General features: G+C 62.4%; 25 protein-coding genes. 8 read left to right on the top strand and 17 right to left on the bottom strand.

What is annotated here, in order from left to right; all coding sequences use genetic code 11:
* From murB to LVD11_RS03450, 9 genes are all read right to left on the bottom strand, one after another.
* Complete coding sequence (gene murB / locus LVD11_RS03490; protein ID WP_237056198.1) at window positions 1-1017, bottom strand: UDP-N-acetylmuramate dehydrogenase; 1017 nt, start codon at window positions 1015-1017, stop codon at window positions 1-3.
* Between the two features lies 1 nt (window position 1018).
* Window positions 1019-1789: a 3-deoxy-manno-octulosonate cytidylyltransferase gene (gene kdsB / locus LVD11_RS03485; protein WP_237056196.1), complete on the bottom strand. Its 771-nt coding sequence runs from the start codon at window positions 1787-1789 to the stop codon at window positions 1019-1021.
* Window positions 1782-2807 carry a tetraacyldisaccharide 4'-kinase gene (gene lpxK, locus LVD11_RS03480; protein WP_237056194.1) on the bottom strand — a complete coding sequence of 342 codons (1026 nt, stop codon included), beginning with the start codon at window positions 2805-2807 and terminating at the stop codon, window positions 1782-1784. Before lpxK ends, kdsB begins: the two co-directional genes overlap by 8 nt.
* A 14-nt stretch (window positions 2808-2821) precedes the next feature.
* A complete protein-coding gene (msbA, locus tag LVD11_RS03475; protein ID WP_237056185.1) occupies window positions 2822-4642 on the bottom strand; it encodes a lipid A export permease/ATP-binding protein MsbA in 1821 nt (606 codons plus the stop codon).
* A gap of 131 nt (window positions 4643-4773) precedes the next feature.
* A complete protein-coding gene (locus tag LVD11_RS03470; protein WP_237056183.1) occupies window positions 4774-5193 on the bottom strand; it encodes an ExbD/TolR family protein in 420 nt (139 codons plus the stop codon).
* Window positions 5194-5203: 10 nt separating this feature from the next.
* The gene (locus LVD11_RS03465) at window positions 5204-5824 is read right to left on the bottom strand and encodes a MotA/TolQ/ExbB proton channel family protein (protein WP_237056173.1); all 621 of its coding nucleotides are present in this window, start codon (window positions 5822-5824) and stop codon (window positions 5204-5206) included.
* 212 nt (window positions 5825-6036) lie between these two features.
* Window positions 6037-6810: a hypothetical protein gene (locus LVD11_RS03460; protein ID WP_237056171.1), complete on the bottom strand. Its 774-nt coding sequence runs from the start codon at window positions 6808-6810 to the stop codon at window positions 6037-6039.
* Between the two features lie 35 nt (window positions 6811-6845).
* A complete protein-coding gene (locus LVD11_RS03455; RefSeq protein WP_237056170.1) occupies window positions 6846-7679 on the bottom strand; it encodes a hypothetical protein in 834 nt (277 codons plus the stop codon).
* Between the two features lie 272 nt (window positions 7680-7951).
* Complete coding sequence (locus tag LVD11_RS03450; protein ID WP_237056168.1) at window positions 7952-10426, bottom strand: DNA internalization-related competence protein ComEC/Rec2; 2475 nt, start codon at window positions 10424-10426, stop codon at window positions 7952-7954.
* A 280-nt stretch (window positions 10427-10706) separates the two neighbouring features.
* Between LVD11_RS03450 and LVD11_RS03445 the strand changes: the two genes are divergently transcribed.
* Window positions 10707-11675, top strand: coding sequence for a porin (locus LVD11_RS03445; protein WP_237056166.1), 969 nt, complete (start codon window positions 10707-10709; stop codon window positions 11673-11675).
* 110 nt (window positions 11676-11785) lie between these two features.
* Here LVD11_RS03445 and prpD read toward each other — a convergent pair whose 3' ends face one another.
* Window positions 11786-13270 (bottom strand): 2-methylcitrate dehydratase, encoded by a 1485-nt coding sequence (gene prpD / locus LVD11_RS03440; RefSeq protein ID WP_237056164.1) that lies wholly within the window; start codon window positions 13268-13270, stop codon window positions 11786-11788.
* Between the two features lie 169 nt (window positions 13271-13439).
* Between prpD and LVD11_RS03435 the strand changes: the two genes are divergently transcribed.
* Together LVD11_RS03435 and LVD11_RS03430 are read left to right on the top strand one after the other, a co-directional pair.
* Window positions 13440-14393 carry an MlaD family protein gene (locus LVD11_RS03435; protein WP_237056161.1) on the top strand — a complete coding sequence of 318 codons (954 nt, stop codon included), beginning with the start codon at window positions 13440-13442 and terminating at the stop codon, window positions 14391-14393.
* On the top strand, window positions 14390-15025 hold the full coding sequence (locus LVD11_RS03430) for an ABC-type transport auxiliary lipoprotein family protein (protein WP_237056153.1): 636 nt from the start codon (window positions 14390-14392) through the stop codon (window positions 15023-15025). Before LVD11_RS03435 ends, LVD11_RS03430 begins: the two co-directional genes overlap by 4 nt.
* Before the next feature lies 1 nt (window position 15026).
* Here LVD11_RS03430 and LVD11_RS03425 read toward each other — a convergent pair whose 3' ends face one another.
* The 5 genes from LVD11_RS03425 to LVD11_RS03405 form a co-directional block, all read right to left on the bottom strand.
* A complete protein-coding gene (locus LVD11_RS03425; protein ID WP_237056151.1) occupies window positions 15027-15593 on the bottom strand; it encodes a cytochrome b in 567 nt (188 codons plus the stop codon).
* 101 nt (window positions 15594-15694) lie between these two features.
* Window positions 15695-16057, bottom strand: a complete 363-nt coding sequence (locus LVD11_RS03420; RefSeq protein WP_237056149.1) for a hypothetical protein — start codon at window positions 16055-16057, stop codon at window positions 15695-15697.
* 2 nt (window positions 16058-16059) lie between these two features.
* Window positions 16060-17373 (bottom strand): sulfite oxidase, encoded by a 1314-nt coding sequence (locus tag LVD11_RS03415; RefSeq protein WP_237056147.1) that lies wholly within the window; start codon window positions 17371-17373, stop codon window positions 16060-16062.
* A 117-nt stretch (window positions 17374-17490) separates the two neighbouring features.
* Window positions 17491-18699: a formate-dependent phosphoribosylglycinamide formyltransferase gene (gene purT / locus LVD11_RS03410; protein WP_237056145.1), complete on the bottom strand. Its 1209-nt coding sequence runs from the start codon at window positions 18697-18699 to the stop codon at window positions 17491-17493.
* A 55-nt stretch (window positions 18700-18754) separates the two neighbouring features.
* Window positions 18755-19603 carry a PA4780 family RIO1-like protein kinase gene (locus LVD11_RS03405; protein ID WP_237056142.1) on the bottom strand — a complete coding sequence of 283 codons (849 nt, stop codon included), beginning with the start codon at window positions 19601-19603 and terminating at the stop codon, window positions 18755-18757.
* A gap of 248 nt (window positions 19604-19851) precedes the next feature.
* Here LVD11_RS03405 and LVD11_RS03400 point away from each other — a divergent pair, with 248 nt between their 5' ends.
* Window positions 19852-20070 (top strand): hypothetical protein, encoded by a 219-nt coding sequence (locus LVD11_RS03400; protein ID WP_237056140.1) that lies wholly within the window; start codon window positions 19852-19854, stop codon window positions 20068-20070.
* Between the two features lie 201 nt (window positions 20071-20271).
* The gene (locus tag LVD11_RS03395; RefSeq protein ID WP_237056137.1) at window positions 20272-20706 is read left to right on the top strand and encodes an OsmC family protein; all 435 of its coding nucleotides are present in this window, start codon (window positions 20272-20274) and stop codon (window positions 20704-20706) included.
* A 55-nt stretch (window positions 20707-20761) separates the two neighbouring features.
* Here LVD11_RS03395 and LVD11_RS03390 read toward each other — a convergent pair whose 3' ends face one another.
* The gene (locus tag LVD11_RS03390; RefSeq protein WP_237056135.1) at window positions 20762-21685 is read right to left on the bottom strand and encodes a M14 family metallopeptidase; all 924 of its coding nucleotides are present in this window, start codon (window positions 21683-21685) and stop codon (window positions 20762-20764) included.
* A gap of 99 nt (window positions 21686-21784) precedes the next feature.
* Window positions 21785-22615, bottom strand: coding sequence for a DUF2306 domain-containing protein (locus LVD11_RS03385; RefSeq protein WP_237056127.1), 831 nt, complete (start codon window positions 22613-22615; stop codon window positions 21785-21787).
* Between the two features lie 299 nt (window positions 22616-22914).
* On the opposite strand from LVD11_RS03385, the gene LVD11_RS03380 reads away from it, so the two are divergent.
* Genes LVD11_RS03380 through LVD11_RS03370 form a run of 3 tightly spaced genes read left to right on the top strand, consistent with a single transcriptional unit; the run spans window position 22915 to window position 25287 of the window.
* Entirely contained in the window at window positions 22915-24162 is a 1248-nt protein-coding gene (locus LVD11_RS03380) for a sensor histidine kinase (RefSeq protein WP_237056125.1), read from the top strand.
* A complete protein-coding gene (locus LVD11_RS03375; protein ID WP_237056123.1) occupies window positions 24162-24854 on the top strand; it encodes a response regulator in 693 nt (230 codons plus the stop codon). Before LVD11_RS03380 ends, LVD11_RS03375 begins: the two co-directional genes overlap by 1 nt.
* Window positions 24841-25287: a hypothetical protein gene (locus LVD11_RS03370; protein WP_237056121.1), complete on the top strand. Its 447-nt coding sequence runs from the start codon at window positions 24841-24843 to the stop codon at window positions 25285-25287. The genes LVD11_RS03375 and LVD11_RS03370 overlap by 14 nt, the downstream gene beginning before the upstream one ends.
* Window positions 25288-25293: the final 6 nt, after the last annotated feature.

Raw genomic sequence — 25293 nt, 5'->3', positions numbered from 1 at the left:
TCAGGGGTAATACCTGGGCTCAGGTTCCAGTTCCACGCCATACCTGGCCTTAATGTCAGCCGCAATCTCCCGCGCCAGGCCGGTCACTTCGGCCCCGTTACCCCGGCCGGGGTTCACCAGTACAAGGGCCTGCCGCTCGTGCACACCTACCGCGCCCTGCCTCCTGCCCCGCCAACCGGCACGGTCGATCAACCAGCCAGCGGCCAGCTTCCAGCGATCCCCCACTTCGTAGGCGACCAGGTCGGGATATGCCTGCTTCAACTCGTGGTACAGCTCCCGGTCCACAACAGGATTCTTGAAAAAACTGCCGGCATTGGGGATCACACCCGGATCAGGCAGCTTGCTGGTACGCACCGCGATTACCGCATCGGCGACCCCGCGGGGCGTCAACCCGGTGGCATCCACCTGTTGCTCACGGAAGTATTGCTGCAGGGCCGGGTAATCTGTCCGGGGATGCCACTCTTCGGGCAGGTGCAGGCACACACTGGTGATGATGTACTGGTCCCTCGCCCTGCCCTTGAAGACGCTGTCCCGATAGCCGAACTCACACTCCGCGGCGGAAAAGCGATGAACCTCCCCGGTGGCCACATGTACGGCCTCCAGGCTCTGGAAAGTATCCCGGAGCTCCACGCCGTATGCGCCAATATTCTGGATTGGTGCCGCACCGATACGACCGGGGATCAGGGCGAGGTTTTCCAGGCCACCGAGGCCGCGGTCCACTGTAGCCAGCACCAGCCGATGCCAGTTCTCCCCGGCACCAGCCGTTATTGAAGTGCAGTCGCCCTGCTTACTGATAGACAGGCCGGGATTGTCCAGATGAACCACGAGGCCGGGAAAATCGCCGGTCAACACGATATTGCTCCCCCCACCCAGGGGCAGGATCGGCAGGTGCTTCCGGCGCGCGAACTCCAACGCCTCCTGGAGCTGCTCGAGGGTTTCGACGCGCGCGAAATGCGCGGCCCGTGCGGCTATCGCGAGCGTATTGTAGGGCTGCAGGTCTACATCTGACTGGATCATTTCAGTCCGCCAGCAGGGTCCGCATGCGCTGCAGGTCCTGCTCCGTATCCACGCCGCCCGGTACGTCCTCGCAGGCATCCGCTACGTGGATACTCTCATCGTGGTAGAGGAATCGCAGCTGCTCCAGGGATTCGAGGCGCTCCAGCGGGGCCATATCCCAGCTGACAAATTTTTGCAGCAGGGCGACGCGGTAGGCGTAAATGCCAATGTGGCGCCGTGGGGTGAATCCCTCGGGCAGGCGTGCCTGGTGTACCGCGAACGCATCGCGTGGCCACGGGATCGGCGCGCGTGAAAAATACCGCGCGAGGCCGGATTCCGCAGTCACCACCTTGACGATATTGGGGTTGAGGAAGTCCTCTACACCGCGGATGGGCTCCGCCAGTGTGGCTACCCCCGCTGCGGGGTTGCCGGCCAGGTTGGCCGCCACCTGGTCAATCACTGCCGGTGGAATCAGCGGTTCATCCCCCTGGACGTTCACGAGAATACGCTCTCCGGCCAACCCCAGGTTCGCGGCCACCTCATGGAGACGATCGGTACCCGAGGCGTGGTCCGGTGAGGTCATGCAGACTTCGCCACCGAAGGCCCGCACTGCCTGGGCCACGCGCATATCATCAGTGGCCACAAAAACCCTTTCCGCGGCACTGTCGGCGGCACGCTCATAGACACGCTGGACCATCGACTTACCGGCGATATCCGCCAGTGGTTTGCCCGGCAAGCGGCTGGAGCCGTAGCGCGCGGGAATAACAACATCGAAAGAGAGGGGCTCACTCATCGGGGGAAAAATCTTGCAGGTGTTGGTGTATTTGCTGGTAGAAAAGGTCGGGCAGGAGCGCGCGCACTTCCAGTGCCCACCAGTGGCTCTGCCAGAAGTCGCGGCACTTGACCGCATCCTTCATGGTCATGATCACAGGGGTTTCCCCGTCGAACTGCAGCTCCTGCTGGCTGAACTGGTGGTGGTCGGCAAACGCCTGCTCCATGACCTGGTATCCCATCTGGCGCAGCTCGCGGAAAAAGCGCTGTGGGTTACCGATCGCTGCTACCGCGTGGCATGGCCCGACCTCGGGCCCGGACGCGAGCTTCAGTGTCGATGTCTGGTCCAGGTTGAACTGGTGCCAGTTGGACGGCTGCAGTTTCATGGTGAAATCTATCTGCTCGCCGCACTGGTCGCTGATACGGGAATCAGGTTCACCATTCACTACCACAAGGTCGACACTGTCCAGGCGTTCCGGTGGTTCCCGCAGCGGCCCGCGGGGCAACAGGTGGCGGTTGCCCAACCCACGCTGGCCATCGATAACGCAGATCTCCAGGCTTCGCCACAGACCGTAGTGCTGGAGCCCGTCGTCGGACAGGATCACATCACACTGGTGGTAATCCACCAGGGCCTGCGCAGCCTCACTGCGGTCCGGCGAGACCATCACCGGCATACCGGTAATCAGGTGCAGCATCAGCGGCTCGTCACCAGACTCCAGCGGGTGTGACTGTGCGGTGACCTGGTAGGGGTAGGCCTTGGCCCGGCCACCGTACCCGCGGCTGACGATTCCGGGGTTGTAACCCCGCTCTCCCAGCCAGCGCGCCAGTTCGGCGACCAGTGGCGTCTTGCCCGCGCCTCCGACCGTGATATTACCCACGATAATCACCGGTACCGGCAGCGGCTCGGGAGGCGTCTCGCGAAACGCACGCCGGCGGCGACTGGTTACCGCCCTGTAGACGGCCGATAACGGGGACAGCAGCGCCACCGGCGAGAGTTGCTTCCGCTCCGGATACCATTGCTTGTTAAACCAGTCTTCCATCGACATCTATCCGTTTATCCCGCTCGCTGCTGTTGCAGCAGGGCAGCATAACGACCACCCTGCTCTACCAGGGCCCGATGATCGCCACTTTCGACGATTCGGCCCTGCTCCATTACCAGGATCCTGTCAGCGCCTTCGATCGTACTGAGGCGGTGGGCAATCACGAAGGTTGTCCGATTCTTCATGACTTCCGCCAGTGCCGCCTGGATACTGCGCTCGGACTCGTTATCCAGCGCGGAGGTTGCCTCGTCAAGAATCAGTACCGGCGCGTCTTTCAGCAATGCCCGGGCAATCGCCAGGCGCTGGCGCTGGCCACCGGAAAGCATCTGCGCATTGTCCCCCAGCACCGTATCGAGCCCCTCGGGCAGCCCCGCCACAAAGTCAGTGGCATGGGCCAGCTCAACCGCCCGCTCCACAGCCTCACGCGGGGAGTCCGCAAGCTCACCGTAAGCAATGTTGTTATAGACAGTATCGTTGAACAAAACGATGTTCTGCGACACCATGCTGATCTGGGCCCGCAACTGCTCGAGCGGGACATCCGCGATGTCGACCCCGTCCAGGAGAATACGCCCACTCGTCGGATCATAGAAGCGTGCCAGCAGGCTGACCAGGGTACTCTTGCCCGATCCGGACGCGCCCACCAGTGCCACCGTCTGGCCGGCCGCAACCTCGATATCGATATCGCTCAACACTGCCGGGGCTGCCGCGTCATAGCGAAAGCCAACATGCTCAAAGGTGACCGCACCGTGCACCGGGGATGGCAGTGACGCGGTTCCATCTGCCGGCTCCCGGGGGGAATCCAGGACATCAAAAATGCTCTCCGCGGCGGCGATACCCTTCTGGATATCAGCGTAGACTTCCGAAAGGCTCCGCACCGGCTTGGCCAGTGAAGCCGCCGCGCCGATATATGAAGCAAAGACACCAGCAGTCATCGCCTCGACCATGCCCGGCGCCAGCGCCAGCCAGACAATCGATGCAGTCGCCAGGCCCACCAGGATCTGGATAATCGACACGCTGCCGTTATTGGCCACCACCAGCTTCATGAATTGTTGGCGATTGTTGTCACTGGCGGACTCGAACCGGGCATTTTCATAGGTCTGGCCGCCATACATGCGCACCACCTGGTAGCCGTTGATGGTCTCCTGGGTCACATGGGTGACATCACCCATGCTGTTCTGGATACGATGGCTTAGCTTGCGGAATCGCTTGCCGACGATACGCACGATGAACGCAATCAGCGGCGCAAACAGGAAGAAGGTCAGGGTCAACTTCCAGTTCACCAGCAACAGGTAGGTCAGCAACCCGAGTGCGGTGAAGGACTCGCGGATCATCACCTTCATCGCCTTGGTGATGGAGTTGGTGACCTGCTCCACGTTATAGGAAACCTTGGAGATCAGGTAAGCGCCCGTATAACGGTCAAAGTAGGCACTGGGGAGCTGGCCGATTTTAACGAACAGGTCGGTGCGCAACTGGTGAATCACCGCGCGGGCCACATAGGCCAGGCCGTAGCTGCCGATGAAGTTCCCGGATGCCCGCAGGACAATAATCAGCAACATCGCCAGAGGCACCATCCACCGCGCCGTTTCCTGCGGCATGATGCCACCGGGGAAGTAGCCGGCCACCCATTTCGCCAGGAACCCCTGCCCCTGCTGGATGCCGGAACCCACTGCGTCCAGCAGCAACTCAGTTACCGCGATCAGGCTCACGTTCATGGTGGAGAACAGGAGGAAACCCAATACTGCCAGGCCGAAAATCGACCAGTGAGGCAGGGCGTAGGAAAGCAGGCGGCGGTAGGTCTTTGTCCCGCTTGGCGGGAGCACTGGGGCTTTATCCATAGATACCCAAATCGTACAACGGGCGGAGGAGCGCGGCGGTCAGCCCCTGCAGGCGGCTTCAGGCCCGGCGGTCTCCGGCCTCAGGGGGCAAGCGGGTCGCGCCGTGCGACCCGGCAGTTGCACCCTGTCGGTTAACTCTCTTCCGGTTGCCGCGTGGTAATGCTCAGGTGGACGAAGCCCAACTGGCCAGCGGCATCCATGGCTCGCACCACAGCCTGGTGCTCCGCCGTGGCATCGGCAGTAATAATCAGGGGGCGATTGTACTCGCCCGCAGAAACTTCCGACAGCGCCGATTTCAGGGTAGTCAGTTTTTTGTTCACCAGGGCGCGCCCATCCACAGAATAGGAGCCATCCGCATTGATCAGCACCTCAATGCTACGGGGTGGATTCTCGGCCTGTGGGCCCGAGGCCTCAGGGAGGTCCAGCTTGAGGTGGCTCTCCTTGGTGAATGTGGTCGAGACCATGAAAAATATCAGCAGCAGGAACACCACGTCGATCAGTGGCGTGAGATTGACCCCATCCTGCTCTCTGGCTTGGCGGCGAAACTGCATCCTGTGTTCCTCAGGCTGTTTCGACGCGGCGATCACTGTGCAGGGCGTCCACCAGCTTGACGGCCTCCTGCTCCATGGTGACCACGATGGTGTCCACCCGGCGCTGGAAATAGCGATGGGCTATCAACGCGGGGATGGCCACTGTCAGGCCCGCAGCGGTGGTGATCAGCGCCTGGCTGATGCCCCCTGCCAGCACACCGGCGTTACCGGTACCCTCCAGCATGATCGCCGTGAATACCTGGATCATGCCCACGACCGTTCCCAGCAGTCCGATCAGCGGCGCTACGGCAGCGATGGTTCCCAGCGCACCCAGGAAACGCTCCAGATCGTGAACGACCTGGCTGGCGGCCTCCTCGATACTGTCCTTCATTACATCGCGGCCGTGGCGGGAATTTGACAGGCCCGCGGCAAAAATCCGCCCCAGCGGACTGGAGTCGCGAAGCGCCTTGAGTTTTTCGCCGTCAATCTGGTTGTTTTTAAGCCAACCCCAGACCTCACCCAGGAGGCCCCGTGGCGCAATGCGGCGGGGATTCAGGGTCCAGAGACGCTCGATAAAAATGGCAATAACCGCGACGGAACAGAGCAGGATCGGCAGCATCAGCCAGCCACCGGACTTTATTATCTCTAACACTTTTTTTATTACCCGTACTGCGAAAGGTAGAGCAGCACTCTACCACAGCTCTTGGCGCCAGCTAAGTCTTGCCAAGCGCGTCTTTTCCCTGTCTGTGACACCGGTTACACCGTGGCACAGGAACAGGGTTGTTGCACCTGGCCCATAAAAAAACCGCCGGGAGACCGGCGGTTCAGGTTCGACGCCTGGTGGCCTGGGCCACCAGTATTCGATCAGCGTCCCGGACGCTCCGGCTTGGCGGGCTTCTCCGGACGCTCCGGCTTCTCCGGGCGCTCAGGCTTGGTGGGACGCTCCAGCTTGGCCGGGCGCTCCGGCTTGGCCATCTTCGGGCCGGCGGTATCGGGCTTCATGCCTTTTTCCATCGATACGGCTTTCTCGGCACGCTTGTCATGGCCGGTCATTTTGTCGGCTTTGGCCATGCCGGCGGTTTCCGGGCGGTTGGAGTGGATTCCGCTCATGATCTCGCCCAGATTGAAGCCCATCGCCTTGGCGATCTGGCCCCAGCCCATGCCCTCTTCGACACGCATGTACAGGACTTCATTGATGGCGTCATCGGCAGTCATGCCGGTCTCACCCTCAAGCGCCTCGGCGGCAGAAGCCATGGCCAGCTGCTCCGCCAGCGCCAGGGTGATCACCACATTGCCGTAGCCCATGCCAACGGTGGTTTCCTCACCTTCGACACCCTCTACATCGTCGGTTTCAGCAACATCCTCTGCGGCGTCACCCTCTGCACCACCTTCGGCATCTTCCGGCGGTACATAGGTCAGCTCGCCGCTGCGCAGGCCTTCCACATAGTTCTGGGAATCCTCACCAAGGAAATCACTGAACATTCCGGCAACATTGCCGGAGGAAACATCGCCAACCGATTCTACAACTTCGGTATCAGTTGCATCATTATCCGGCATCTCGTCCTGGGCCCAGACCGCACCCGCGAGCATGGCAGAAAGCACAGCGGGAAGTACTGCTGTCTTGTAGGGAATCTTCATCGCTCGTTCTCCTGTTTAAAAAAATAAACCGCCGGTTACTGGCCCGGACGGTAACTGACCTGGACACCAAAACCAAAGTCCGGGCTGCCATCAGAAAGTCCCTTATAGGCGTAGAGCATACCGCTCCATTGCTCACTCAATTTCTGGTTCATATAACCAAACAGTTCCGTAGAGGGGTCGTTGGTTTCGGTTGTTGCCTGCTGGTAGTCCAGGGATACACCCACACTGGTATTACTACCCAGGCGGTAACCACTGCCCACCGACGTGTACCAGACATCCTTGAGTTCGGTTTCCGGTAAGTCACCCTTCATCTTGCGCGCAAGGGTGGCAAACGGAGTAAAGTCACCGACGATCGTAAAAACCTCGGCCTGCAGGGTGTAGTCCGGCTCGCCGGTACCCAGCCCTTTTTCCTCGTCAGCGGTCGGCACCTTGTATTTCCCGGAGAGATCAACAAACCAGCGCTCGCCGATCGGGTCGAGGCTGTATGTGCCGGTAAGCCACAGGTCACCGATACCCGATTCCTTCACGGTTTCAACATCAGTCTCAACCGCTCCGCCGTTTCCGTTTCCCGGACCAAAACCACCGCCGTTGCCGCGCCCCACGACAACGCCGCCATCACCGCCGGGCACGACACCACCGGGGCCCTCGATCTGCACGAATGGCAGCGAAGCCTTGAAGGTCCAGCTGGCAGAGGGCTTGTAACTCACGGTAAATGGGGTGGAAACGATATCCGTTTCCACAGAATCACCGTAATCACCGCTGCTGATGTCAGTGCCGAGGGAGTATTTCCACTCCGGCTCCGCCAGGGCCGGGTTGGCAGACAATGCAGCCACCGTAACGACAACCCCGGAAAGAAGTTTCTTATTCATGTAACTCTTCATCAAAACACACCACATCTCTTTGCTCGTGCCCCTGCTTCCGGCACTATGTCAACCCGGCTGGGTCGCCGGACTGCACAGCTCAATTTTTGAGCAGTCGCGCACTCTCTGAGCATTATCAAAGGCTAACAATTATTAGCAGATTGGATTTGACCAACTTCACAATAGAAGTTCCCCGCGCAGCCAACCCTGTAAACTGAGACCTGCTCCCACCAAAAGTGGGACTTCCGTGCGCATTACTCCACACTTTTGCAGCGCAAAGGTTATTTCTTGGCCGCATCATCTATCCAGAATCGCCCTGCTTCCCGAGCGTAAACGACAACAGGGTCCTCTGGTTGCTGACGCCAGGCGAATTTTAGTGCTCCCGAGTCGGCAGTGCTATACACCTGTGCTCCGACAGCCTCATACCGGGCAACCACCTCCGGATGAGGGTGGCCGAAGTGATGGCGAAACCCCGCACTGAACACGACATGCCGTGGACTGGCCCACTCGACAAAAGCTGGTGAGGAAGAGGACCGCGAACCATGATGGGGTGCGAGCAGGAGGTCAAAAGCCCCCAGCGCCGGGTACCGCCTCACGAGGCGCGCCTCCACGCGTGCGGAGATATCCCCCGCCAGCAGGATCCGCACCCCTCGCCAATGCAGGGCGAGCACACAGCTGTGGTCGTTTTCCTCGCCACTGACCGTGGTATCTGCCGGCCAGAGCACTTTCACCACAGCCTGCCCCAGGGAATAGGTGCTTCCCGCGCGACACTCACCAACCGGGATCCCCGTCGAATCCCCCACACGGCGGGCCAACCCGCCCGGTGCGCGCACCTGCCCGACAGCAACCCGCTGCAGCAACCCCTCCAGGCCGCCGCTGTGATCGCTGTCCCCGTGACTGATTACCACCGTATCAAGCAGCCCTATGCCCTCCCCTTGAAGGTAGGGCGCCAGGATTGCTTCACCGGCATTCCAGCCGCTGCGGGACCGGGGCCCGGTATCATATAAAAGGTGGTGCTTTCCCGCGCCGACCAGCAACGCCAGGCCCTGTCCCACATCGAACACCGCTACCCGCAATGATCCCCTCTCGTGGTGTTCCGGATATGCGAACGGACCCACAAGGACCAAGGCAAACAACCAGCCCAGGTGGCGGCCCGGGGTCCCCCGTGGCAGGGCCAGCAAAAACAGGCCTGTGGCGCAGAGCACCAGGCCCATCGGGCCAGCACTGTAGCCCAGTGATCGCCAGGTCCCTGCAGCACCAGCTTCGGCCAGCAGCGACATTAGTAGCTCCAGTTGCTGTCCGGCCGCGACCACCAGCTGCCCGCCAATGCCGTCCCCCCCGAGCAGTGCACCCAGCATCAGCAAAGGGAGGATTCCGAATCCGATCCAGGGGATCGCAACCAGGTTCACCGCGAAGCCCACCGTGCTTACCCCGGAGAAGAAGTAGGCAGAGGGCACCAGCAGGAACAGGGTTATCACCCACTGGCCACGGACCAGTCCCACCACCCCTCGCCAAAGACCGCGCGGCCAGCGACGCGCGCCCTCACCCCGGTCGACAGCACTCCTGCCGGAGAAAGCCAGCAGCAGGGCCGCGACCGCAACGAACGACAGCCAGAAGCCGGGACTGAATATGGCGAGTGGCTGCAGCGTCAAGACGAGCGCCAGTGCGGCTCCATAGGCTAGCCCGCCACTGATACGTCGCCGCCAGCACAAGGCCAGCGTTATTACGACCGTCATTGCCAGGGCCCGTTGGGCGGATAACGGTGCGCCGGCGAGCAACGTGTACACGAGTGCCGCCAGGATCGCGCAGCCCCCCGCGATCGCAGGCGGCAGGTGCCAGCCCGCGACACCCAGCAAACGAATCAGTATCGCCGCAGCAAGCGCAAAAAAACCGGCCACCAGGCCCACGTGAAGCCCCGATATCGCCACCAGGTGGGCGGTGCCGGTGGCGCGCAACAGTTGCTCGTCTGCCCCACTGAGGCTACTGCGGTCCCCGAGCAATAGCGCCCGTATCAGCTCCGGTCGCGGCGGCGCCTGCCGCACAAGCCGGTCCCGCAGCCACTCTCGCACCGCCGGGATACCCGATGACCGGCCCAGGAGGCGCGGCTCCGCATCTCCGGGGCGAACGTAACCGGTAGCGTAGATTCCCTGGCGTAGCAGCCATCCCTCATAGTCGAAGCCATGGGGATTGACGCTGCCCCGAGGCCGCTTGAGGCGGACCGGCAGCAGCCAGCGGGTACCCGCCTCCAGTTGCGCGCAAACATCGGTACCGGCGCGATACCAACTCAATCGCAGCTGCTGTCCCACGAGAGGGCCGGTCTCTGTTGGCAGCACCCGCGCCCTGAACCGTATGTCCTGTCTGCCGTTGACGGGAGATGATCTCTCCGGCAGCGAAACAATCTCCACCGGCAGCAGGAAGTCGGTGCCGTGCAGATCCGGGGGCAAGCGATTCAGCAGCGCCTGTTGGTTATGCCAGAGCGCCCAGGCAGAGCCCAGGCAGGCCGCGAGCACGAGCGGCAGGTATCGGCGCAGGTGCCTGGGCAACGCGCAGGAGAGTACAGCAGCGCTGGCAGCCACCAACCAGGCAGGCCAGCCGGGCAATTCGGGCAGGAGACCGGTGCCGGCAACGCCCAGGGAATATGACCAGAGCAAGAGGACCGGGGAACAGGCCGCAGGCGCCTCCTGCTCCCTGCCGGCAGCCGTGGTTACCGGTGTCCCGATACGACCGGCGGATCCTGTGGCCGATGATTCCTGCATGGCAATTCCTTTTGCACCGCTCCCAATATGATGCACTTCTGCCACAGGGCTCGGAGCCATGCAAACCCCAGCTGCTCGATTTTCAGGCAAAAATGCCGTTTTCACGTCCCCGAGCCGCCGGAAACGGCACCAGCCAGTCACACAACAGCAAAAAAAATGTCTTCTTTAACGTTTTTGTAATAAAGCCCCCGCAGAATGCGCAGCAACTCAAGGGACGGCCGGCGATTGGACAAATAAACGGCCTACCTGAATCTCAACCAAAAACTGTGCGAGACGACCGATGAAAAAGACCGCTATCTCCCTGGCTATCGTTGCCGTGGTCCCGACCCTGGCTAATGCGCAAGACGAATCAAAGGCGCTGGATCTTTACGGCAAGGCTAATGTGACTTTCCAGTCCGCCGATGAGGGCGAAGGCTCCACCACCGGCCTGAAGAGCAATGCCTCCCGCCTGGGTGTAAAGGGCGAGCTGCCTTTCGACAATGGCCTGACGGGCATCTACAAGATGGAATACGAGACCGATGTCGACGGCGAGGCTGAAGAGATTTTCAAGCAGCGCAACATCTACGCCGGCCTCGAGGGCGGTTTCGGTCAGGTGATCGGCGGCAAATTCGATACCCCGCTGAAGAAGGCCCAGAAGAAAGTCGACCTGTTCGGTGACCTGGAAGGTGACATCAAGAGTGTCATCACCAAGAGCGACAACCGCGAAGCCAACAACCTCCAGTATTCCACCCCGTCCTTCGGTGGTTTCAAGGCTACCGCCGCCTACATCAGCCACGGTGACGAGGAACTGACCGACAGCGAAGGCGCACCGCTGCTGGACGAGAACGGCAACGTGATCACCCGCGATAACGGCACTTCCGTGTCTTTCGCCTACGACAATAACGGCATCTACGTGGCCTACGCCTTCGACCAGGACGTGGAAGCCAACGACTGGAACGTGCAGCGCCTGGTGAGCCAGTACAACATCGGCCCGGTGCAGGTAGGCGCCCTGTTCGAAGAGCAGGAAAAGCCCGATGGCAGCACCCAGGACGGCTGGATGACCTCCGCCGCCTACAAGATCAACGCCTGGACCATGAAGGCCCAGTACGGCCAGTCCGACATCGTTGTGGAAGATGCGGAAACCTACAGCCTGGGCCTGGACTACAAGATGTCCAGCGCGGCCAAGGTATTCGCCTTCGTTACCGACGAGACCGCAGCCAACGACTACGAGCGCAGCTACTTCGGCCTTGGTACCGAACTGAAGTTCTGATCCATCCGGAGCAGTTACCTGCCCTGAAACCCGGCCCCGCGCCGGGTTTCTTTTTTTGGTGGCTGCACTGTTCCGCTTAACTTTCCCCTCTCCCCTCTCCCCTCTCCGGCCTAGATCGCCAGCCGATCCATAAACTCGCAAACCGGCAACCGCTCCAGGGATTCCCGGTCGCTGCAGAGGGCAAAAATTTCGTCACAGCGCCGGCGTGGAAAACGGGTGGCCAGGCTGTCCCGGAATTTTTGTTCGAGCAGGGGAATTCCCTCTGCCCTCCGGCGGCGATGCCCCACCGGGTATTCCACGGCCACCTGCTCGGTGGCACTGCCATCGCTGAAGAACACCTGCACCGCATTGGCGATGGAGCGCTTGTCCGGATCCAGGTAGTCGGCCGAATAGCGCGGCTCCTCGATAACCTCCATTTTCTCACGCAACCGGTCGATCTCCGGGTGTGCGCTATGGAAACCATCTTCGTAGTGCTCGGCCCGCAGCTCCCCGAATATCAGTGGTACCGCCGTCATGTATTGCAGGCAATGGTCGCGGTCCGCCGGGTTCGCCAGCGGTCCTTCCTTGGAAATAATACGGATGGCGGACTCGTGGGTGGTGATCACAACCCGGTCGATCTCATCCAGCCGGTCCCGGACCTGGGGGTGCAGGATTACAGCCGCCTCACAGGCGGTCTGGCTGTGGAACTCGGCGGGAAACGAGATCTTGAACAGGATGTTTTCCATCACGTAACAGCCATAGTCCCGAGGAAACTTAAACTGGCGGTCCCCCTCCGGTTTTACCTTCTGGTCGGCATTGGTCTTGCTGAATGACACATCGTAGAAGCCCCACTGTTTCGCCGTGAGCGCCCCGGGGACGCCCATCTCGCCACGCATACTGAGGCCTGCCAGCAACACGCCGCGACTGCTGGCATCACCGGCGGCCCAGGACTTCCGCGAGCCGGCATTGGGGGCGTGGCGGTAGGTCCGCAGCGCCCCACCGTCCGCCCAGGCATGGGACACCGCCGCCATCACCTGCTCCCGATCGCCGCCCATCAACTTCGCGGCCACCGCCGTGGAGGCCACACGCACCAGCAGCACGTGGTCCAGGCCCACCCGGTTGAAGCTGTTTTCCAGCGCCAGCACGCCCTGGATCTCGTGGGCGCGGATCATGGCATCCAGCACATCGCGCACCCTGAACGGCTCGCTTCCCTGAGCGACATTCTGCCGGGACAGGTGGTCCGCCACCGCCAGGATCGCCCCCAGGTTATCCGACGGGTGGCCCCACTCCGCCGCCAGCCAGGTATCGTTGTAATCCAGCCAGCGGACAATACAGCCGATATCCCAGGCCGCCTTCACCGGGTCCAGGCTGAGCCTTGTTCCCGGTACGCGCGCACCATGGGGCACCGAGGTGCCGTCGACCACCGGACCCAGCAGCTTGGTGCACTCGGGAAAGCCCAGCGCCAGCAGCCCACAGCCAATCGAGTCCATCAGGCAGTAGCGCGCCGTGTCCCAGGCCTCTTCCGACTCGATCCCGTAATCCAGGACATAGTCAGCGATATCCTGGATTACCTGGTCGTACTCCGGGCGAATATTCTGCTCTACATTGCTACTCATATACGGCTCCCTCCCGCATCGATTGCTTGGACTACCTGTGTCTTGGCATGCACCCGGCAACTTCGCCAATCAACGCAGTTGTCGGCATATCCATTTAGCTTGTCGCGGTTTGATCTAGACTTGGTGTGGCCACGACCCCGGCCAATCCCCCAGCAGCGGAGGAAGCCCGATGACAATCAGCATAGCGAACCGGGCAAGGCTGGCATTCGTGATGGTAGTGCTGCTTGGCCTTGTGGCCTGGGCACTCTGGTACTACCTGGCAGCGGGCCGGTTTACGACTTACCAGATTGTCACCGAGGATTCCGTCTCCGGGCTGATCGCCGGTGCGCCGGTGGAGTTCCACGGGGTGGATGTGGGGAGGGTCACGCAGGTCGAGCTGACCGGCCCCCACTCTGTCCGCATCCTGTTTGAGGTGGAAAATGACGCCCCCATCTCCCGGGCGACCGTCGCCACCATCACCGCCCGCGGACTCGCCACCCGGGGATTCACCGGGTACGTGTACGTCCTGCTGGAAAATACCGGCACAGGCCAGGGACCACTCACCGCCGCCCCCGGCGACCGCTACCCGCAGATACCCACTGCCCCGTCCCGGGTTGTGAGCCTGGATACCGCCATCAGCCAGGTCAACCAGAACGTACAGCAGCTGACCGACCTGCTGCATACCCTGCTGGACGAGAAAACCATTGCCTCGCTCCGCGCTACCGTGCAGGACCTGCAGCGCGTCAGCCACACACTGGCGGAGAACCAGGAAAAACTCGGCTCCCTCATCGCCAACACCGAGCGGGCCAGCCGCCGGCTCGAGCCACTGCTGGATTCCAGCACCGACACGGTCCAGGCCCTGCAGCAGGTGAGCCGTATGCTGGCCGGGCACCAGGAGAGACTCAGCACCATTATCACCAACACCGAGGCCGCCAGCGGCAGGCTGGGACCGCTGCTGGACTCGGGCAATGACTCGGTCAACGCACTCCAGCAGCAGGTGCTGCCCGAGGCGTACCGGACCATGACCGCCCTGGGCAGGCTGACCAATTCGATGGAGCGCCTGACGGTCAAGATCAATCGCGACCCGTCAATCCTGCTGCGCGGCAGCGCCCAGCCACCGCTTGGCCCGGGCGAAAGCGAATGAACGCAATCCGTCGCGTGCGCCACCGGGCCTGCGCCCGGGCCGGCATCCTGCTGGCGGCACTGTCCATAGCTGTACTTGCCGGCTGTTCGCTGTTCTCCCCGGTAGAGGACGATATCCAGGTGGGCGTGATCGACCAGCTGCCTGCCGAACTCCCCCGGCGGGACACCCATGCCGCCACATTGATGGTGCTGCCGCCGGCCATCAACCCCGTCTACGACACCGTACGGATGGCCTACCGCCTCCGGCCACACCAGGTTGAGTACTTCAGCCGGCACGAATGGGGCGCAACACCGGCGCAGATGCTGCAGCCCCTGCTGGCCCGAACGCTGGAAAACACCCACTACTTCCATGCCGTTCTCAGCCCGCCCTACTTCGGCCCCTACCACTATGCGCTGCGGACCGAGATCCTGGAGCTGACGCAGGACTTCACTTCCGAGCCGGCCACCCTGCAGCTGTCCCTGCGGGTGCAGCTGGTCGATGGCGGATCGAACCGGGTGATCGCCGAACGGGCCATCTCCCTGCGCGAACCCCTGTTGCAGCAGACCCCCTACGCCGGCGTCGTGGCCGCCAACGAGGCCGCCGCAAAAACCCTGCAACAGGTCGCCTGGTTTGTACTCGCGGAGATGCCCTGAGTCAGCCCTGGCTGCCCGTTCCGGGCAGCATCTTTGTCAGGGTGTTGTCGCCGGAAAGGAAGTGGTGCCTTAACGCCGCGCCTGCGTGGATCGCGATAAAGCCGATCAATGCGTAGCCCAGCCATTTGTGAATCTCGAGCAGCACCTGGAACCGATAATCATTCTGGGCAATCAGGTCCGGCAGCCGGACCCCGAAGGCGTATACCGGAATGGCCGCGGCGGAAGACATCAACCAGCCGGTCACCGGCAGGGCGAACATCAAAGCGTAGAAACAGAGGTGAACAAACCGCGCCGCCACCTTTTGCCAGTCGGGGAACTGCTCCGCCAGCGCCGGCAGCACATTGCCGAGGCGCCATGCCAGTCGCACTACGGCCAGTCCCAGCGCCAATATGCCGTATTCCTTGTGCAACAGCACCAGCTCGATTTTCTTCTTGTCGAACCCGACGTCCGGCAGGCCGCTCATATACAGGCCAAGTGCGATCAGGCCAATGAGCAACACCGCCATCAGCCAGTGGAGCGCGATGGCGACGGAGCCGTACCGCTGTGCGGTGTTCTTAAGCGCGGTCATTGCTCACGTCGGTCAGGGCTGTTCACGCATGCCTCATTTCCTTTAACGGATGACGGCAGAGATGACAGCGAAAGAGACGCGGGAATAGAAGGCTGGCGCGGTCATTCACCACCGGTACCGTAGTGCTCTGCCAGGTAATTGGTGATCCGCTCGAGCGTTTCCGGGGGGAGTTGCGGCATGCCCTGGGTTTCGGTCATCCATTTCAGAGTGTCCTGCCAGGCTTTCCTGCTGAGCCGCTGCTGTTTGACGATCATCAGCGAATGACAGGCGGAACAGAGCCCGTACACTTCCTCCCGGCCTTCACCAGGCGGCAGGCCGCCGAACTCCTGCGCAGCGGGGGCGGTGTCCTGGGCCAGGGTTGTGCCGGGCAGCCCCACCGCGAACCCCACCCCGAGCGCCAGGAGCAGTCCAGCGCAGCTGTGCGCCATGCGGCCACGCCTGTCCATTCGTTTTTTCTGGGCCATCGTTAAACCACCGTAACCGCCACGCGGTGATAGGAGTTATTCAGGTAGCCTTTGGGATTCCAGGTAATGCCGAAGGGCTGGCTGACGCCATCGCTGTCGACGGCCTTGGCCCAGACTTCGTAATACCCCTGCTGCGGGAATTTCACCTTCGCCCGGAACCGCTGCCAGGCAGCCTTGTTGGCGGGAGGGGAAAGGGCTGCCTTCATCCAGGTTGCACCGAAATCGATGGACAGGTGCACCTCGGACACTTCGCGATCGCCAGCCCAGGCGTGCCCGCGTACTTCCAGCTCGCGATTGTTGAGTTTTATGCCTGTCTCAGGCGCGGTAATCAGGGATTTCACCGGCATACGCTCGATGATCACGAAGTCCTTTTCGTCGACTTTTTCGCCCGGTGCCACCGGATACCTGGGTACGCGATACGCGGTGCCCGTCATCTTGGGGCCATCGTGTACCTGGTCGCGCACCTGGATGCGTGTCAGCCACTTTTGCGAACAGGAACCGGGCCAGCCGGGTATCACCAAGCGCAACGGGGCGCCATTCATCGGGTGGATGTCCTCGCCGTTCATGCCAAAAGCGATCAGGTTCTCCTCCCCCATGGCCTTTTTGATTGGCACGCCACGGGAGATCGGGAGCTTACTGGGATCACCGGACAAGTGGGTATCGGCACCGTAATGTGCGGTATAGACTGCACCGGGCTTAACGCCCGCCGCCTTGAGCACATCGGCCAGGCGCACGCCGGTCCAGGCCGAACAGGCGACGGCGCCATAGGTCCACTGGTTCCCCTTGGCCGGTGGCTTGAAAAAGGCCCGCCCATTGCCACCACATTCAATGGCCAGGTTTTGCGTGACCACTTCGAACTCTTTCTTCAGGTCGGCGATAGAGAGTTTCAGCGGCTTGTCGACAAGCCCGTCAATGGTCAGCTCCCAGCTGTCGGCATCCACGTCACTCGGCGGCGTGCCGTTGTTCCTGATGAAGTGCCGGTTTTTCGGGGTCACTTCGTCGTCGAGCAGATGCGCCGGGGTTTCGGCGTTGACAGGCCTGTCATTCAACACCACCAGGCCATCCTTGCCTTTCAGCGTGAACGGTTCGGGATCGTCTGCCAGCGCGGCGGGGATCAGGCCCGACGGCATATTGCGGTGAAAGGGAATGGCACTTACCCCCAACGCCGCCGCCATGGTCCCGAGCCCCAGGCCCCTCAGAAAGCCTCGCCGGTCCGGGTTCGGCTTGCGGCCAAACACCGCTTCGTCCGCCCGCTCGGGATCATCGCCATACAGCGCATGGAGCCCGACACTCTTTGACTGTTCTTCCTCGCTCATCGCCCGCTTCCTCTAGCCCACACCTTGTAAATCAGTGGGAAAGTATAGTCACGCGTGCTTCTTCAAGCGGGAAACCGCCGGCAAGCCTGCCTTTGCGTGGCGGGAATCTGGTTGCCTCTACAGTTTGACTTCAATATCGGCAATCACCGCATTGGCGGTGTCGCGGGCCGTTTCGATATCGTCGGCCCGCGCCAGGGCGACACCCAGGCGGCGCTTGCCAGCGACTTCAGGCTTACCGAACAGGCGCAGCTGGGTATCGGGGCGGGAGAGCGCGGCGCCCAGGTTGCCGAACTGGACCCGGGTGGAATTGCCCTCCACCAACAGCACCGACGAGGCGGAGGCGCGGTGCAGGTGGATATTGGGAATGGGCAGCCCGAGAATGGCGCGGGCGTGCAGGGCAAACTCGGAGAGATCCTGCGAGATCAGGGTCACCAGGCCGGTGTCGTGTGGCCGCGGTGACACTTCACTGAAAATCACCTCATCGCCTTTGACAAAGAGCTCCACGCCAAACAGGCCGCGGCCGCCGAGGTTGTCGGTCACAGCCTTTGCGATCTCCTGCGCGCGACTCAAAGCCGCAGCCGACATCGCCTGCGGCTGCCACGACTCCTGGTAATCCCCATCCGCCTGGCGGTGACCAATAGGCGCACAGAAGCTGGTGACGATGTTGCCCTTGTCGTTGCCACTGCCGTCATCGTGGCGGACCGTCAGCAGGGTGATCTCGTAATCGAAGTCGACAAACCCCTCGACAATCACCTTGCCCTTGCCGGCGCGGCCACCCTCCTGGGCGTAGGCCCAGGCTTCTTCAACCTGCGAGGCATCGCGCACCAGGCTCTGGCCCTTGCCTGACGAACTCATGATCGGTTTGACCAGGCAGGGAATGCCAATCTCGTCGATCGCGGCTTTGAATTCCGCCTCACCGGCAGCAAAGCGATAGCGGGAGGTGGGCAGCCCCAGGGTTTCCGCCGCCAGCCGGCGGATGCCTTCGCGGTTCATGGTCAGCTGGGTGGCCCGCGCGGTGGGGATAATATTGACCCCCTCCCCTTCCAGCTCGGCCAGGGTGTCGGTGGCGATGGCTTCGATCTCCGGCACCACCAGGTGGGGCCGCTCCTGTTCAATCACACCGCGCAGGGCCTCGCCATCGAGCATATTGATCACATGGCTGCGGTCGGCCACCTGCATCGCCGGGGCGTTGGCGTAGCGGTCCACCGCAATGACTTCGCAGCCGAGGCGCTGCAGCTCGATTACAACTTCCTTGCCCAATTCCCCGGCGCCGCAGAGCAGGACGCGGGTAGCGGTAGAAGAGAACGGAGTGCCCAGGGTAGCCATAGAGTTTTTGCCTTATTGTGAATGTTGCGCGAGGAAGATCATCAGCATCAGCGGCCTACGATCCTTCCCAGGCCGGTGCCTGGCGCTCGGCCTCTTCTTCAAGCACGTCATCGATGACATCCATCAGGTCCCCGACGTCGACGCTGGTCGTGTCATGCTCGAAATACCCGGTAAGGCGGCTGTCCGGGTGCAGTTCACCCGCCTCATAAAGGGCCCAGATTTCCTTGCCGTAATCGGTGGTCAATAGTTCCGGGGCAAAGCGGCCGAAATAGGCGCGCATATTGTTGACATCGCGCTCCAGCATCATGGCGGCGTTGTTGTTGCCGGCGGCATCCACCGCCTGGGGCAAATCGATGATGACCGGGCCGTCGCGGTCCAGCAGTACATTGAACTCGGAAAGGTCGCCATGCACCAGGCCGGCACACAGCATGCGCACCACGTCGGCAATCACCTGGCCGTGGTAATCGCGGGCCTGCTCCGGAGTCAGCGTGACGTCATCCAGCCGCGGGGCCGCGTAGCCCTCGTCGTCGGCCACCAGCTCCATCAGCAGCACGCCATCGACGAAGCCATAGGGCTGGGGGACGCGCACGCCGGCCGACGCCAGCCGATACAGGGCATCGACCTCGGCACTCAGCCAGGCCTGTTCCTGCTCCTTCTGGCCGTAGCGGGTCTTCTTCGACATCGCCCGGGCACGGCGGCTGTTGCGCCCCTTGCGGCCTTCCTGGTACTGCACCGCCTGCTTGAAGCTGCGCTGCCGGGCCTCCTTGAAGACCTTGGCACAGCGTAAGCCGTCGCCACAGCGCACCACATACACCTGTGCCTCCTTGCCGCTCATCAACTGGGCAATGACCTCCTCGATCATGCCGTCATCGACCAGCGGTTGTAATCTCTTGGGTACTTTCATGGTTCTGTTCTGATCGTCAGCGGAGACGGTCCGCTGGCCGGGTCGGGCCGCGCCAGGCCGTGCAGCCGCCAATTCCCGCCATGTTACTGGTGCACCAGCGCTTAGTCGATCACCGCGCGTACTGCCACAGACTGAGCGGTATTGTACTGCCCGGGCGTCGCCCAGGGGCTGTCGGAGTAGACCTCGGTGGTGGTCTTGTAGGGCGCGCAGGCTGGGCACACAGGCCCAGCTGCTTGAGCGGGTACTGGATGACGCCCCGCGCGACCACCGGCGAGCCAATGATCTCACCGCTGCCATTGGCCGGGGCGGGCGATATGGGTGACCTGCTCCACCGCCGCGATCACCGCCTGCTGGAACTCCGGCTGCGGGTGCTCGCTGTCGCCGACCAGGTAGAAGCCGTCGGGAATCCCGTTCGGCGTGAACGGCTTGCCGTCGCGGGCGGCCTGGTCCCGTTTATTTCTGGATGACTTGATCCTAATCAGGGCGGACGTCTTGTGTGGCGGTAACGTTCATGCGGCGCTCCTCTTCAACCACTGGTTAAACAATAGCCATGAGGCGTCAGGTGTTCGCGATGCCAATATCCCTCGCGATATGCACTGCCCTGAATAGCCGCGGAGAGACGACGGGTCTACCCGGCATAAATGAATGACTTGATAATTGGAGGTTTCGTGGACGCATTTCCCCACGAATACAAAGTGGCCGCCAGTGCGGCAAGTGAAAGTGAAATCACCCTGACTGCTGAAGGGCTGGAACCCCTCCCGTCTGCGGCACCGGCCCAGTTCGGCGGACCCGGCGACCGCTGGTCACCGGAAGACCTTCTGGTAGCTTCCGTGGCGGACTGTTTCATTTTGACGTTCCGCGCCATTGCCAAGTTTTCAAAGCTTGAGTGGACATCACTGGAATGCAGCGTTACCGGCACTCTGGACAAGGTCGAACGCACACCCTGCTTCACCGCTTTCGAGGTGAACGCCAGGTTGCAGGTGCCAGAAGGCACGGATACGAACAAGGCGCACAAGCTGCTGGAAAAGTCTGAGGCGAGTTGCCTGGTGACAAATTCCCTCAAGTCCTCGGTAACGCTGAATGCAGAGGTCACGGTTTCGTGACCTCCAGTATCACCCGCCGTTAGAGCGCGTCGCCGCCAACGCGCACCACACCTTCTTACCGATGTTCCAGCGCGTAGTCGATCGCGGCACACACCGCAGTCGCCTGCGCGGCATTGCACTGCTCGGGCGTCGCGCGGGGGCTGTCGGGGTAGACCTCGGTGGTGGTCTTGTAGGGGGCGTTGGTGACGCTGGCACACAGGCCCAGCTGCTTGAGCGGGTACTGGATCACCCCCCGCGCAATCACCGGCGAAGCGATGATCTCACCATTGTCATCCGCCGGGGCGATATGGGTGACCTGCTCTACCGCCGCGATCACCGCCTGCTGGAACTCCAGCTGCGGGTTCTCGCTGTCGCCGACCAGGTAGAAGCCGTCGGGAATCCCGTTCGGCGTGAACGGCTTGCCGTCGCGGGCGGCCAGCGCGGGGCGGAACTCGGATTCGTCGGTATCGGTGGTCTCGTGCAGGTCGATATGCAACAGGGCACGATCGCGGATCGCCGCCACCAGCCGCATCAGCGCCGCCGATTCTTCCGCAGGGCTGTCATCACAGAACGAGCGGTTCGGGTCGACGGCGTTCGGGTTCCAGCGGTGGATGCGCTCATAGCCCCAGGGGCTGACACAGGGCGCCACCAGCAGGTTGACGCGGCCTGTGTAATCCGCGGCATGCTGATCCACGAACTGCAGCGCACCGTGTACGCCACTGGTTTCGTAACCGTGCACCCCGCCCGTCACCAGCACCACCGGCAGGTCCTCACGCCAGTCGTGACTGCGGATCGCCAGCAGCGGATAGCGGTCGGCGCCGTATTCCAGCAGGCCGTACTCCTCCACGTCGAAACGCCGGCGCAGGCCCTCGATCTTGCTTAATACTTCAGATTCATAGCTGCGCTGTCGGGTCTGTCGCGACAACCACTCGGCACGTTCTGCCTCGCCCCAGGGCGTGCCGGGGGTGCCAATGGGATAGGCTTTGGGCGTCGTGTTCATGCGCTTGTGCTCCATTGATGGCTGATACTGGCGGGGATTCTACACCTGCAAAGCCACATCTTGGAGCCGGGCGCTGTGGCGACGCGCAAGGTTACCGGACTACATTCGCGGCAACCACATGCCCATGGTCGCAGCAAAGATACCAATGGCCATAAAGGCGGTGAGCGGCACCAGCGTACTGACAAAGGCAAGCTGTGTGCCCTGCCCGGTTTCGCGCTTCTGGCAATGGAAATACCATTCCAGCATGGCCAGGGGGAGCAGGTACTGGCCAAACCCCAGGGCGTACAGGAAGGGGCCGGTGAAGGAGTCCCAGTCGACTCCCCACCCACCGGTCAGCATCGCCCACCCCATCAGGGCCACACGAAAGAACCATACCGCGCTGGCGGCCATAAACAGGCGCAGGGCCCAGCGCCGGTGCTCGGCAAAGCGGCCGGCCATGGCGTTGCGCACTGCCAAGAACGCAAATACCAGGATCAGTATGCCGTCGATGGAGATAGTGACCTGGGACACCAAGTCGCCAATGGTGTGACGTGTCCAGGTCATGTACAGCCCGCCGACACTGCTGATGACGGCCGCCAGCAGGTAGCTGCGCCCCAGCCAACGATGGAATGTGGGTGCGTGCCGGCGCACGGCAGGCACCAGCTGCAGGGGACCGCCGCCGATCACTATCGCGGCCAGCAGGACGTGGGCCACCGCAGCGATGTTGCCCAATGTATCCCCCTCGCGAAAACCCGCCGGCAGGTGCAGCCCCTGCAGGCCGTGCAGCCCGGACTGGGCAATGGGCGGGTAGAACACGGCGAGGATGTAGGCCAGGAATATCCCGTGGCCAATCGCCGTTATGCAAAACCACGTCTTTACCGATAGATTGACGGCCCGCCGGGCATCGAATTGGCGCAGCAGTGTGGGGCTGAGTACAGCGTTGTTCATCATTGTTCTCCATGCATTGATAAAGCGGGACGCACGACATACTTTTCTCCCGTGTGGTCCCTGCAGGCCTGGGCTGAATGTGCCTGCCGGGCATGGTCGGCCTTTTATAACCCCTGCACATCCGCCACAGGCAGGAATCTGGCCTCCCCCAAAAGGGGGAGTCCCCCTGCTGTGCCCTCCCCCACAAGGCCCATGACAGCCTGCCGGGCCTGGTTTAGCATGCGGAAATGAAATCGCCGTCTCCCACCACGCAGGCATCGCATTCAGCTGGTGCCAGCCCCGAATTGGCCAGCCCCCAGTTAATGGGGCAAGAGTTAGCGAGGCAAGAGTTACCCAGGCTCCCGGTCTGGCAGCCCATCCGCGGGCCATTCGAGCTCTGGCCGCAGCTGACCGACCTGCTGATCGTCCTGTTCGCCTTTTTGCTGACGCTGCTGATGTGGTCGCGGGATGACACACACCAGGTGCTGGCCCTGCAAAGCATTTGGGATGTCGCCGCTTTCCAGTGCGCCTTCATCGGCTGTTTCGCCCTGCTGTGGCGCCGCACCCACCCCTGGCAGGTGCAGGCCGTTATTCTCGGGGCCACGCTGGTGCTGGAGCTGGGTTTGCCGGCCGAGGGCATCGTTGCCCTGGCGTTTTCTCTCTACAGCCTTGGGCGCTATGAGGCCAACACCCGGGCCAGCTGGATCGCGATGCTGGCGACGCTGGCTTTTGTGTTGATCGACGAGAGGGTGCTGGTGAGGCCCACGGCCGGGGGCACCATGGCGGTGATGCTGGCGTGGGCACTGTGGTATACCGGCCGCCGGTTGCGCTTTCGCGGCGAGTACCTGCGCTTGATGGAAGAGCGAGCCCGGTACCTGGAACGGGAGCGCAACGCGGAGTCCGAGCGGGCTGTCGCGGCCGAGCGCACCCGGATCGCCCGCGAGATGCACGACGTGGTGGCCCACCAGGTGAGCCTGATGACGGTCCAGGCCGGCGCCGCCCGGACCATCGGCCGCAACAACCCGGAGGCGGCCAGTGAGGCCATGGCCTCGGTGGAAGCTGCGGGTCGCCAGGCCCTGACGGAGATGCGCCACCTGCTCGGCGTACTGCGCCCGGCCAGTGATGCCGCCGCCCTCGCCCCGCAGCCAGGACTGGCGGACCTGCCCGCCCTGATCGACAAGGTCCGGGAGGTGGTGGCCAGGGTGGACTATGCCACCCACGGCGAGCTCGACGATGTGCCTGCCAGGGTCGCCCTTGCCGCCTACCGGATCGTGCAGGAATCACTGACCAACGTCATCAAACACGTGGGTGCCGGGGCCAGCGTCCGTGTCCACGTGAACGCCGAAGCGGACCATCTCGCGATCTGTGTGCGCGATGACGGCCAGGGCCCAGGTGCGACAGACGCGCGGCGCTCTCAGGAGCAAAGTGGAGAGCAAGGCGGCGGTGGGCACGGCATTGCCGGCATGCGCGAACGCGCGGAACTGCTCGGCGGCTGGCTCAATGCCGGCCCCGCCGAAGGCGGTGGCTTTGAAGTGACCGCACAACTGCCCACCATGGAGAGGGGGAATTAATGATACGAGTGATGGTGGTGGACGATCAGGCGCTGGTGCGGCGCGGCTTTGCCCTGGTGCTGGATAACGAGCCCGATATTGAGGTGGTGGCCGAGGCCGGCACCGGCATCGAGGCAATAGAAGCCGCACGGCAGCATCAACCGGATATCATCCTGATGGATATCCGCATGCCCAAGATGGACGGGCTGGAAGCCACCGCGCAGATCTTAAAAGCCGGGGAGGCAGCCGAAGCCAGTGACACTCCCTGCCGGGTCATCATCCTGACCACCTTCGATCCCGATGAGTATGTGTTTCGTGCGCTACAGGCAGGCGCCAGTGGGTTTGTGCTGAAAGACATTCCGCCGGAATCGCTGGTGGAGGCGGTGCGCACGGTAGCGGACGGCGGTGCCATGCTCGCCCCCGGTATCACCCGCCGCCTGATCAGCCAGTTCGCGCAGAAGATGGGCACCGGCCGCAACCTGGCCGAACGCCTGGAGCGCCTGACCACGCGGGAGCGCGAGGTATTGGCCGCGATCGCCCATGGCAAGAGCAATGCCGAGATCGCCGAAACCCTGTTTATTGGCCCGGCCACCGTCAAGACCCACGTATCCAGCGTGCTCTCCAAGCTGGGCTTGCGCGACCGGGCCCAGGCGGTGGTGTTCGCCTACGAATGCGGCCTGGCCACCGCCGGAGGGCGCGATGTCGGTTCCTGATTCAAGACAAGATCTGCAGCGCAATTCCCTGTATAGCCTCGCGGCTGTCGGTGCGGTGCTGCTGGGCGCCCTGCTCACCCTGGGCGCCTACGGCCATTTTTCCGCTGTGTGGGCGCAGTTGATAAGTGAGGATACTGCCCTGCCCCGTCGCCTGCTGCTAATGTTGCCCGGGGTGACGCTCGCCGGTGCCGCCGTGTTGAACATCCTGCTCAGCAAGCCGCTCTGGCAAGCCCGCGGCTACGCACTTACCACCACCCTGGTGGGCAACCTGGTTGCTACAGCCTATCTGGTCTACCTGCTTGTAAGAGGCGTACCGGGCCACCCCATTGGAATCTTTCTGGCCCTGGAAATGTCGCTTGTCATCCTGCTGGTGAGTATACGGGCGGGGCTGGTGTGGCCAGCGCTAGCTGATGCCAATATAAAAAAGCCGTAGAGCACC

Source organism: Microbulbifer sediminum, from assembly GCF_021729035.1.
Lineage (GTDB): Bacteria > Pseudomonadota > Gammaproteobacteria > Pseudomonadales > Cellvibrionaceae > Microbulbifer > Microbulbifer sediminum.
The sequence above is the reverse complement of the archived record's forward strand: the minus strand, read 5'-3'. Positions and strand labels throughout refer to the sequence as shown.

Excerpts from the sequence above, each read along its gene's own strand:
- murB (WP_237056198.1), bottom strand. The coding sequence starts at position 1,017 with ATGATCCAGTCAGATGTAGACCTGCAGCCCTACAATACGCTCGCGATA.
- kdsB (WP_237056196.1), bottom strand. The coding sequence starts at position 1,789 with ATGAGTGAGCCCCTCTCTTTCGATGTTGTTATTCCCGCGCGCTACGGC.
- lpxK (WP_237056194.1), bottom strand. The coding sequence starts at position 2,807 with ATGGAAGACTGGTTTAACAAGCAATGGTATCCGGAGCGGAAGCAACTC.
- msbA (WP_237056185.1), bottom strand. The coding sequence starts at position 4,642 with ATGGATAAAGCCCCAGTGCTCCCGCCAAGCGGGACAAAGACCTACCGC.
- LVD11_RS03470 (WP_237056183.1), bottom strand. The coding sequence starts at position 5,193 with ATGCAGTTTCGCCGCCAAGCCAGAGAGCAGGATGGGGTCAATCTCACG.
- LVD11_RS03460 (WP_237056171.1), bottom strand. The coding sequence starts at position 6,810 with ATGAAGATTCCCTACAAGACAGCAGTACTTCCCGCTGTGCTTTCTGCC.
- LVD11_RS03455 (WP_237056170.1), bottom strand. The coding sequence starts at position 7,679 with ATGAATAAGAAACTTCTTTCCGGGGTTGTCGTTACGGTGGCTGCATTG.
- LVD11_RS03450 (WP_237056168.1), bottom strand. The coding sequence starts at position 10,426 with ATGCAGGAATCATCGGCCACAGGATCCGCCGGTCGTATCGGGACACCG.
- LVD11_RS03445 (WP_237056166.1), top strand. The coding sequence starts at position 10,707 with ATGAAAAAGACCGCTATCTCCCTGGCTATCGTTGCCGTGGTCCCGACC.
- prpD (WP_237056164.1), bottom strand. The coding sequence starts at position 13,270 with ATGAGTAGCAATGTAGAGCAGAATATTCGCCCGGAGTACGACCAGGTA.
- LVD11_RS03435 (WP_237056161.1), top strand. The coding sequence starts at position 13,440 with ATGACAATCAGCATAGCGAACCGGGCAAGGCTGGCATTCGTGATGGTA.
- LVD11_RS03430 (WP_237056153.1), top strand. The coding sequence starts at position 14,390 with ATGAACGCAATCCGTCGCGTGCGCCACCGGGCCTGCGCCCGGGCCGGC.
- LVD11_RS03425 (WP_237056151.1), bottom strand. The coding sequence starts at position 15,593 with ATGACCGCGCTTAAGAACACCGCACAGCGGTACGGCTCCGTCGCCATC.
- LVD11_RS03420 (WP_237056149.1), bottom strand. The coding sequence starts at position 16,057 with ATGGCCCAGAAAAAACGAATGGACAGGCGTGGCCGCATGGCGCACAGC.
- LVD11_RS03415 (WP_237056147.1), bottom strand. The coding sequence starts at position 17,373 with ATGAGCGAGGAAGAACAGTCAAAGAGTGTCGGGCTCCATGCGCTGTAT.
- purT (WP_237056145.1), bottom strand. The coding sequence starts at position 18,699 with ATGGCTACCCTGGGCACTCCGTTCTCTTCTACCGCTACCCGCGTCCTG.
- LVD11_RS03405 (WP_237056142.1), bottom strand. The coding sequence starts at position 19,603 with ATGAAAGTACCCAAGAGATTACAACCGCTGGTCGATGACGGCATGATC.
- LVD11_RS03400 (WP_237056140.1), top strand. The coding sequence starts at position 19,852 with ATGACGCCCCGCGCGACCACCGGCGAGCCAATGATCTCACCGCTGCCA.
- LVD11_RS03390 (WP_237056135.1), bottom strand. The coding sequence starts at position 21,685 with ATGAACACGACGCCCAAAGCCTATCCCATTGGCACCCCCGGCACGCCC.
- LVD11_RS03385 (WP_237056127.1), bottom strand. The coding sequence starts at position 22,615 with ATGATGAACAACGCTGTACTCAGCCCCACACTGCTGCGCCAATTCGAT.
- LVD11_RS03380 (WP_237056125.1), top strand. The coding sequence starts at position 22,915 with ATGGGGCAAGAGTTAGCGAGGCAAGAGTTACCCAGGCTCCCGGTCTGG.
- LVD11_RS03375 (WP_237056123.1), top strand. The coding sequence starts at position 24,162 with ATGATACGAGTGATGGTGGTGGACGATCAGGCGCTGGTGCGGCGCGGC.
- LVD11_RS03370 (WP_237056121.1), top strand. The coding sequence starts at position 24,841 with ATGTCGGTTCCTGATTCAAGACAAGATCTGCAGCGCAATTCCCTGTAT.